The organism is Microbacterium sp. (genome assembly GCF_011620665.1).
Taxonomy (GTDB): domain Bacteria; phylum Actinomycetota; class Actinomycetes; order Actinomycetales; family Microbacteriaceae; genus Microbacterium.
Map to the genome: position 1 here is coordinate 1 of NZ_WOYQ01000066.1, position 8,827 is coordinate 8,827.

The 8,827-nt window shown below is 68.2% G+C and carries 8 protein-coding genes; 5 read left to right on the forward strand and 3 right to left on the reverse strand.

Annotated elements, in window-relative coordinates; all coding sequences use genetic code 11:
- Positions 1 to 573 precede the first annotated feature (573 nt).
- Both QZV81_RS08150 and QZV81_RS08155 read right to left on the reverse strand, forming a co-directional pair.
- Positions 574 to 1,290, reverse strand: coding sequence for a helix-turn-helix domain-containing protein (locus tag QZV81_RS08150; RefSeq protein ID WP_292835532.1), 717 nt, complete (start codon positions 1,288 to 1,290; stop codon positions 574 to 576).
- Positions 1,283 to 2,785 (reverse strand): APC family permease, encoded by a 1,503-nt coding sequence (locus QZV81_RS08155; protein ID WP_292835534.1) that lies wholly within the window; start codon positions 2,783 to 2,785, stop codon positions 1,283 to 1,285. The genes QZV81_RS08150 and QZV81_RS08155 overlap by 8 nt, the downstream gene beginning before the upstream one ends.
- A 203-nt stretch (positions 2,786 to 2,988) precedes the next feature.
- Between QZV81_RS08155 and QZV81_RS08160 the strand changes: the two genes are divergently transcribed.
- Genes QZV81_RS08160 through QZV81_RS08170 form a run of 3 tightly spaced genes read left to right on the forward strand, consistent with a single transcriptional unit; the run spans position 2,989 to position 7,065 of the window.
- Positions 2,989 to 4,464 (forward strand): APC family permease, encoded by a 1,476-nt coding sequence (locus QZV81_RS08160; protein ID WP_292835536.1) that lies wholly within the window; start codon positions 2,989 to 2,991, stop codon positions 4,462 to 4,464.
- Positions 4,465 to 4,518: 54 nt separating this feature from the next.
- On the forward strand, positions 4,519 to 6,546 hold the full coding sequence (locus tag QZV81_RS08165) for a primary-amine oxidase (RefSeq protein WP_292835538.1): 2,028 nt from the start codon (positions 4,519 to 4,521) through the stop codon (positions 6,544 to 6,546).
- Positions 6,547 to 6,549: 3 nt separating this feature from the next.
- The gene (locus QZV81_RS08170) at positions 6,550 to 7,065 is read left to right on the forward strand and encodes a hypothetical protein (protein ID WP_292835540.1); all 516 of its coding nucleotides are present in this window, start codon (positions 6,550 to 6,552) and stop codon (positions 7,063 to 7,065) included.
- 8 nt (positions 7,066 to 7,073) lie between these two features.
- On the opposite strand, the gene QZV81_RS08175 is transcribed toward QZV81_RS08170, so the two are convergent.
- Positions 7,074 to 7,601, reverse strand: coding sequence for a TetR-like C-terminal domain-containing protein (locus tag QZV81_RS08175; RefSeq protein ID WP_292835542.1), 528 nt, complete (start codon positions 7,599 to 7,601; stop codon positions 7,074 to 7,076).
- Positions 7,602 to 7,744: 143 nt separating this feature from the next.
- Between QZV81_RS08175 and QZV81_RS08180 the strand changes: the two genes are divergently transcribed.
- Positions 7,745 to 8,455 carry an MBL fold metallo-hydrolase gene (locus QZV81_RS08180; RefSeq protein ID WP_292835544.1) on the forward strand — a complete coding sequence of 237 codons (711 nt, stop codon included), beginning with the start codon at positions 7,745 to 7,747 and terminating at the stop codon, positions 8,453 to 8,455.
- 16 nt (positions 8,456 to 8,471) lie between these two features.
- A partial coding sequence (locus QZV81_RS08185) for a carboxylesterase family protein (protein WP_292835546.1) occupies positions 8,472 to 8,827 on the forward strand: 356 nt, incomplete at its 3' end.

An 8,827-nucleotide genomic window follows, 5' to 3' on the forward strand; every position in this document is an offset into this window, starting at 1 on the left:
GTCTTTCCCCGCCCCTACCTGCAGCGATGAGTCCGCTCGACGGGGATGGACCAGCCGACGCACCGAGCCTCACATAGAGAACCGAGCCTCACATGGAGAACCGAGCCTCACATAGAGAGCTGCTTGGGTTCTAGCGATCGTCGCAACACTTCCCTCTCCGAGAGTTGCGACAACCGTGCCCGACATCACCGTTCCTCCGTGCCGCAGGATCTACCGCGAGGCTGAGAAGACCGAGTTCCTCGAAGCGTTCGAATGCCTCGGCAAGGTCAGCCTCGCTGCGCGCGAGGTTGGTCTTCATCCCGCGAGTTGCCATAGTGGCTGGCGGACGGCGTGTCGCTCGACATCCCGCCCCGGCGGGATGCGGCAATCCGCCCGGGAGCGCTGGCGACGAGTTCTGCGCCCAGGACTACACCTAGCCGCTACGCGCCTGGGACCTCTACGCGGTGCGCGGCACCACCCTCACCTACGCCGACGTCACGACGTGCGCGTCCGCACCTCGACCACTACCGCGAGGACCTCGACATCATCCCGCCATCGATGGCGATGACGGATCCCTGAGAAGCGCGACCGCGCTCACGTCAGCAGCGGAGTCAGCCGCACGGCCGCCGGTCCGAGAATCGAGATGACTCCTCCAGGCTCCTCGATGCGGTGCCGAGGGCCGCAGAAGCCGACAGCACCTGCGAGCGAGCCCGCTCCGTCCCGCATCGGCACGGCGAGGCATCCATAGCCCGGAATCAGCTCGCCGACCTGCCGCGTCACGCCCCACGTCGCGAGGTCGGATGCCGCAGCGGCGGCGAACCCGCCGGTCACACCCTGCTCCGCCAGCAGCAGCCGGCCCAGCGCGAACCGCTCGGGTTCGCGCACGAGCCGCAGCGCGTCGCTCAGCGGAAAGTCCGGATCGGGGTCCGCGACGGTGATGCGCCCTTCGGCGAACAGCACGACGTGCACCCCTCCGCGTACCTCCGCCCGCACCGACGCCAGAACATCGCGCGCTGCGCTCGGCATGCGCACCGGAGCCGCCGCCGCCGCAAGATGCACCACCTTCGCACCCAGCGCGAAACCCGAGAGATCGGGTGTGCGCACCAGGTACTCGTCCTGCACGAGGAGGTTCAGCAGGCGATACGTCGTCGCCCGGGGAAGGCCGAGCACAGCCGAGATCTCGCGGGCGGTCGCACCAACGCCGATCTCCGCGACCGCCTCGAGAACCGTGAGCGCCGTCTGGATCGCGCGGGGCTGTCGAGCGGTGAGCGTCGGACCGCCCCGCGAAGGGGCGCCAGGATGCTCAGGCATCGCCGAGGCCGGCGTCCCTGTCACGCGCGACGCCCCCCAGCACCTCGGAAGCGACCGGCTCATCATACGACCCGATGCCGTCGAGAGAGTGGGCACCGTGCCGCATGCGCCAGGCGATTCCCGCGCCGGCGGCGACCGCGAGCGCGAGCGCGATCCAGACGCCGGGGTTCCCTGCCGAAGCCTCGACCACCAGGTAGATCACGAGTCCACTCACGAGCGCAATGGACGACGCCAGAGCGACGACGGCTGCACCGACCGTGAGCTCGCCGATGCGCCGGAGGAAGACGGGCGCGGCCACGCAGACGATCGCGTAGGCGGCGATGTAGCCGACGGCAGAGATGACGATGACCGTCTCCATGGCGCCCCAGACGCCACCGCCGGCCGCCACGAAAACGACAGGGGTGAGCGCGACGAGCGGCACTGCGACCGCCACCGCGGCGATCGGCGTTCGATACCGGACATGTGCGCGTCCCAGCCACGCAGGGGCGACGCCGTCGCGTCCCATCGCGAACAGCACCCGCGTGAGCGCCGTCGTGGAGGCGATCGCACACGCGAGGAACGAAGCCGCGATGCCCACGTCGACCAGCACGCCCCACGCGTCCAGTCCGTTCGCAGCCGCGAGGGTGTTCACCGGCGTGGACGACGCCGCCAGATCGAGCCCGAGGGCTCGGAAGCCCGCGACCTGGGTGTACGCGGCCAGCACATAGAGGCCGCCCGCCACGATCACGGTCCACACGATCGCGCGAGGGATGTTGCGCAGGGGTGCGCGCGCCTCGACGCCGAGCGTCGCGGCGCTCTCGAATCCGACGAACGCCGTGAGGGCGAGCACCGCACCGGCCGCGAGCGCGGACGGCGACACGTCGGTTGGCGCCAGCGCCTCGGGGTCGAACGATCCGATCTGCACCAGCAGCACGATCATGAGCACCACGATGACCGCGACGGACGCCAGCTCGACGAAAAACGCGATCCGCGTGGAGAAGCGGATACCTCGGACCAGCACGACCGCGAGGACCGCTGCTTCGAGCACCAGCAGCGCGACCGTCGTCGTCTGTCCGCCGGCCCCCGGCGATACGCGCTCGAGCACGATCGAGAAGTAGTGCGCGCCGCCCAGGAGCGCGAACACCGAGATGAATGCATAGCCGACCAGGATCGCGGCTCCGGTAGCCAGTCCGGCCGCCGGACCGAGACCACGGGCGGCGTAGGTGTACAGCGAGCCGCTCGTGACCATCCGGCGAGCGAACTGGCTCACCGTGCGGGCGACGATCAGTGCGATGAGCGCGGCCAGCGCGACGGCCGGCACGGTGGCCGAACCCGCGACGCCCGCGACGAGCAGGATGACCGTCATCGCCGCGGCCGACGGTGCGACCGCCGCCACGGACTGCGCCAGGACGTCCGCGAATCCGACCGACCGGCGATCCAGGCCCTCCAGCGGAGAGCGCGCACCGAAGTCGTGCACCGGCTCGGGGCGGGAGATCGCACGGTCGAGTGCCGTCATGGCCGATGACGCTACCGAACGGACGTCACGCGGCCGTCTCCCCCGTGTTTCGGGTTCGTGTCGCCCGAATGAGACACCCGCCGTGCGTGGTCCCGTTCGGCGTATCCGAGGTTTCACACCGCCGAGACGGCGGCGCAATCCGCGGTCGCCATTCTGTGGGAAAACCTCACCCCACCACCTGAACGCACCCGAAGGGGACCCTCATGACTCAGCTCGAATCACCCGGAGTGGAGGAATCCGCAAAGCGGAGCCTCCACGGCTCACTCGGCGTCACCGCGATCGTCTTCATGGTGGTCGCCGCGGCATCGCCCTTGACCGTCATCGGAGGTGCCGCGCCGCTCGGCATACTGCTCGGCAACGGTGTGGGATTCCCCGCCCTCTACGCGATCAGCGCCGTGATCCTGTTGCTGTTCTCGGTCGGCCTCGCCACGATGACGCGCCACGTTTCCAAGCCCGGCGCGTTCTTCACCTACGTCGGCTACGGTCTCGGCCGGTCGGCCGGCCTCGCCGCGGCGTGGATCGCGATGCTCACCTACACAACGATCCAGGTGTCGGTCTATGGCTACATCGGCTACATCCTGAGCGTCACGGTCTCCTCCCTCGGTGGTCCGGCGCTCGCGTGGTGGGCGTACTCACTCCTGTGCATCGCTCTGGTCGGCGTGCTCGGCTATCGCCACATCGACCTGTCGAGCAAGGTGCTCAGCGTGCTGCTGGTCGCCGAGGTCGGCATCGTGCTCGCCCTCGTCGCCGCCGTCATGATCACCGGTGGCGACTCGGGCTTGAGCGCCGCGCCGTTCGAGCCGGCCAACATCGTCAGCGGCGCCCCAGGCGTCGGCCTCATGTTCGCGATCGCCGCGTTCATCGGCTTCGAGGCGACGGCGATCTTCCGCGACGAGGCGAAGGATCCGAACAAGACGATCCCCCGTGCCACGTACGCCGCGGTGATCGGTATCGGCGTCTTCTACACGCTCGCCTCGTGGGCGCTGGTGATGGCGTGGGGGCCTGATAACGTCATCGGCGCGATCGCCGAAGACCCTGGCACGTTCATCATCACGACGATGTCGCGCTACCTCGGCGTCATCGGCGAGGTGGGCGTCAACATCCTCCTCATCACCGCGATGTTCGCGTGTGTGTTGTCGTTCCACAACGTGATCACCCGCTACCAGCACTCGATGGCCAACGCCGGCGTACTGCCCGACAAGCTCGGCGCTGTGCACGCCACGCACCTCTCGCCGCACCTCTCCTCGCTCGTGCAGACCATCACCTCGATCGTGCTGATCGTGGTCTTCGCGATCTTCCAGCTCGACCCCGTGCTGCAGGTGTTCACCTGGTTCGCCGGGGTTGCGACCTTGGCGATCGCGATCCTCATGGCGCTCACGTCGTTGGCGATCATCGTCTACTTCCTCAGGACGAAAAGGGAGCGCCGCGTCTGGAACACCCTCATCGCGCCGGCACTCGGCCTGGCCGGGCTGGTCGGATCGGCGGTGCTGATCGCCGCGTACTTCCCGATCATGGTCGGCGACGTCGACACCACCGGAGCACCGACATTCGGCGCGGTCAGCTGGTTCCTGCTCGCCCTAGTCGCGATCTTTCCACTGATCGGCTACCTGCAGGCCGCGTGGATCAAGGCGCGCCGCCCGGCCGCCTACGCCAAGCTCACCGACACGATCGCCGGCTGACCGTCCCCTCGACCGCGCGGTAGACCCGACCCCGAAAACACACAAGGAGAACCCATGAGCATCACCGACCTCGAAACCGTCGCGGTATACGTCGCGCCGCCCACCCCGCAGCACCCGCTCTCGTCGCTCACCTCGGCTGAGATCGAGGCCCTGCGCGGCATCGTCCTGGCGCTGCCCGAAACGAGCACGTCGACTCGCTTCGCCTACGTCGGGCTCGAGGAGCCGACGAAGGGGGAGATCCTCGCCTGGGAGAGGGATGCCGTCGTCCGGCCGCAGCGCAACGCCCGCGTGCAGCTGCTCGACATGGCCACGAGTGAATCGATCGACGCGGTCGTCTCGATCGATTCTGGTCTCGTGCTTTCGCAGGTCGTCCTCGACGGGTCGGACGGCCAGTTGCCGGTGCTGGACGCCGAGTTCGAAGAGGTCGGCGCGATCGCCAACGCCGACGCCGGATGGATCGCAGCCCTCGCGTCCCGCGGCCTCACCGTCGACGACGTCGTGCTCGTGCCGCTCTCGGCCGGTCACTACGGGTATCCGCAGGAAGAGGGCCGCCGCATCCTCCGCACGTTCGCGTTCCGTCAGGACCACCCTGCCGACCACCCGTGGGCACACCCCGTCGACGGCCTCACCGCGTACATCGACACCGCCGCGCGAGCCGTGATCGAGATCATCGACACCCCGGGGTTCGAGGTTCCCGAGACACACGGCAACTATGACGACCCCGAACTGCAGGGCGCACCGCTCGAGGGGCTCAAGCCGATCGTGATCACCCAGCCTGAGGGCGCGAGCTTCTCGGTCGACGGCGAGCACGTCACCTGGGGCAATTGGGACCTGCGCATCGGCTTCGACACCCGCGAAGGGCTCATCCTGCGGCAGCTCTCATTCGCAGGTCGTCCGGTGATGTACCGCGGATCGATCAGCGAGATGGTGGTGCCGTACGCCGACCCGGCACCCAACCGCTTCTGGCAGAACTATTTCGACACCGGCGAGTACCTGTACGGCCGCTATACGAACGAGCTCTCACTCGGCTGCGACTGCGTCGGCGAGATCCAGTACTTCGACGCAATTCTGGCCGATGAGCTGGGTATGCCACGCACGATCCGCAACGGCGTGTGCATGCACGAGGAGGACTTCGGCACGCTCTGGAAGCACTCCGACATGTTCACGGGCGCCTCCGAGACGCGCCGCCAGCGGAGGTTGGTGATCTCGTTCTTCACGACGGTCGGCAACTACGACTATGGGTTCTTCTGGTACCTCTATCTCGACGGCACGATCGAGTGCGAGGCGAAGCTCACCGGCATCCTGTTCACATCGGCCTATCCGGGGCTCGAAGCGGACGGCTCGCCGTACCCGTTCGCCTCGGAGGTCGCACCCGGCCTGGGCGCGCCGTACCACCAGCACCTGTTCTCGGCGCGGCTCGACATGACCGTGGACGGGGTCGCGAACGTCGTCAACGAGATCGACGCGGTGCGTCTGCCGATCTCGGCGACCAACCCCGCCGGCAACGCATTCACGAAGAAGATCACGCCGATCGCCTCGGAGGGGACGTCCGGGCGCCTCGCCAATGGTGCGGTCAACCGGGTGTGGCAGATCGCCTCGACCGAGAAGACCACCGAGCGGGGCCAGCCGACCTCGTACGTGCTGTTCCCGGCCGAGACGCCGACGCTCATGGCGGCCGACGATTCCTCGATCGCCTCGCGGGCAGCGTTCGCGACGAAGAACCTGTTCGTCACGAAGTACGATCCGAGCGAGCGGTATGCGGCGGGTGACTTCGTCAATCAGAACCCGGGCGGTGCCGGCATCCCGGCGTTCATCGCCGGAGACGAGCCGCTGATCGGTCAGGATCTCGTGCTCTGGCACACGTTCGGTCTGACGCACTTCCCGCGCAACGAGGACTGGCCGGTCATGCCGATGGACTACGCGAAGTTCACGCTGAAACCGTACAACTTCTTCGAACGCAACCCGGTGCTGAACGTGCCCGCGCCCGAAGCGAGCGATCACTGCTCCCCCGGCGGCGGTCACGGATACGCCGAGCACGCCGGCCACGGTCACCACGACGACCTCAGCCCACACCAACACTGATCCGTGACCGAGATCCTGCACGCCTGGGCGCTCGCGCCCGCCGCGATCGGAACCTGCTGTCTGGCAGCCGATCGCCGGCGGGTGCGGGCGCCCGAACTCGCGGCATCCCTCCTAATGCTGCTGGCGATGCTCGATTCCGCCCTCGGACGGATGGTCGCGCCGGTGTTGTGGGCAGCATTGCTTCTGCTGGGCGCGATGGGCCTCGCCGCCGCGGGTCGACGCCGCGGACGTGCCTCGGGCGTCGGGAACGCGATGACGCTGCACAGCGCGATCGGAATGATCGCGATGGCCGGACTGCTGCTACCCATGGCCCACCAGGCGGGCGGAACTACGGCCTCAACCGCGCACGCGCACGGCATGAGCAGCGCCACGCTCATCGTCGCCCTGCTCGCCGGGTCCGCCGTGTACGCCGCAGGCTCCGTGGCCGCCGCGCTGCGCGCGCATAGCTGGCTCGATCGTGCTCAGTACATGGCGATGGGCACGTCGACGCTCGTGATGGGCGTAGCGCTGCTGGGGTGACCTCGGTCTCACCCCGCGCGCAGCCCGGCGACCAGCCGTTCCAGCCCGTACTCGAACGCCTGGTCGATGTCGCCGTCGAAGCGGAAGGAGCCCGACAACTCCATGTTCACGAAGCCCGTCGCCCAGGCGGTGAGCAGTCGCGCGGCGTCGAGCGTGGCATCCGGTCCGACGATCTCGCTCGTCGCCCTCAGCAGGGGCACGCTCGCACGAGCCATCGCGGCTTCGGCGCCGTCGACCGCGAACATCAGGCGGAACCCTTCCGGATGCCGCTGAGCGAAGCTCCGGTACACGTGCGCAAGCGCGCCCAGTGAGCCGTCCGATGCTTCGAGGCGGTCGGCGAGGTCGTTCGCGGAGGCTTCGGCCACGAGTGTCAGCAGGGCGTCGCGGTCGCGCACGCGCTTGTAGAGCGACGGCGCCCGAACGCCCACGCGGTCGGCGACCGCCTGCATCGTGAGCTTCGACAAGCCGCCCAACTCGACGATGCCGCGGCCGGCATCGACGATCTCGGCGAGCGATGTGCGATCAGGCGTGGGCATCCGTTTCCTCCGTGAGCGACGTTGGCTATTGACGTAAGCTATCATAGCTATGTATCATAGCTATGTATCATAGCTATGTATCATAGCTATGTATCATAGCTATGTATCATAGCGATCGAATCCACCCACTCGAGGAGAACGCCATGCAACTCGCCCCGCACCTGCACCGCATCGGCAACGACATCGTCGCCGCGTATCTGGTGGACGCGCCCGAAGGCATCACGGTGATCGACGCCGGTTTGCCCGGGCACTTCCGCGACCTGCAGGCTGAGCTGGCGGCGATGGACCGCTCACTCGAAGACATCAAGGGAGTGGTGCTCACGCACGGCGACAGCGATCACCTGGGATTCGCGGAGAGGCTGCGCACCGACCACGGCGTTCCCGTCTACGTGCACTCCGCCGATGCCGCCCGAGCAAAGGGCGGGGACAAGCCCAAGGTCGCCATGGGTCCGATGCGCCTCGGCGCGACTGTCGGCTTCTTCGCCTACGCCCTGCGTAAGGGCGGGATGCGCACGCACTACGTGTCGGAGGTCATCGAGGTCGCCGACGGCGATGTGCTGCCGCTGCCGGGCGCGCCGATCGTGATCGGAATGCCCGGGCACTCCCCCGGCAGCATCGCCGTGCACGTGCCGTTCGTCGACGCCGTCTTCGTCGGTGATGCGCTCACCACGCGCCACGTCCTCACCGGTCGTGCGGGAATGCAGCCTGCCCCCTTCACCGACGAACCCGGACTCGCGCTCGAGTCCCTCGATCGCCTGAAGACGGTGGATGCCGCCTGGGTGCTTCCCGGACACGGCACGCCGTGGCATGGCACACCCGCCGACGTGGCGCAGGCGGTGCGAAACGCCGCGTGACCGTACGCTGGCGGAGATGAGCGAGCAGCCTGCGACCGCCCCGATCGCGACGACCCCCGCCGGCACGTTCCGCGGTGTCAGCCTTCCCGACGTCGATGTCTTCAAGGGCATCCGGTATGCGGAGGCGCCCACCGGTGATCGCCGTTGGCGCGACCCCGTGCCGGCCGCAGCCGCGGTGGACGAGGTGGACGCGACCCGATTCGGCCCCATCGCCCCGCAGCAGACCAACCCCGCGCTCAACCTCGGCGCCGATGCCCGGCAGGACGAGGACTGCCTCTTCCTCAACGTCTGGCGTCCCGCCGACACGGTCGACACACCGCTGCCGGTCATGGTGTGGCTGCACGGCGGTGCCTACACGTTCGGCTCGTCGAG

Excerpts from the sequence above, each read along its gene's own strand:
- QZV81_RS08175 (WP_292835542.1), bottom strand. The coding sequence starts at position 7,601 with ATGCCCACGCCTGATCGCACATCGCTCGCCGAGATCGTCGATGCCGGC.
- QZV81_RS08180 (WP_292835544.1), top strand. The coding sequence starts at position 7,745 with ATGCAACTCGCCCCGCACCTGCACCGCATCGGCAACGACATCGTCGCC.
- QZV81_RS08160 (WP_292835536.1), top strand. The coding sequence starts at position 2,989 with ATGACTCAGCTCGAATCACCCGGAGTGGAGGAATCCGCAAAGCGGAGC.
- QZV81_RS08165 (WP_292835538.1), top strand. The coding sequence starts at position 4,519 with ATGAGCATCACCGACCTCGAAACCGTCGCGGTATACGTCGCGCCGCCC.
- QZV81_RS08150 (WP_292835532.1), bottom strand. The coding sequence starts at position 1,290 with ATGCCTGAGCATCCTGGCGCCCCTTCGCGGGGCGGTCCGACGCTCACC.
- QZV81_RS08155 (WP_292835534.1), bottom strand. The coding sequence starts at position 2,785 with ATGACGGCACTCGACCGTGCGATCTCCCGCCCCGAGCCGGTGCACGAC.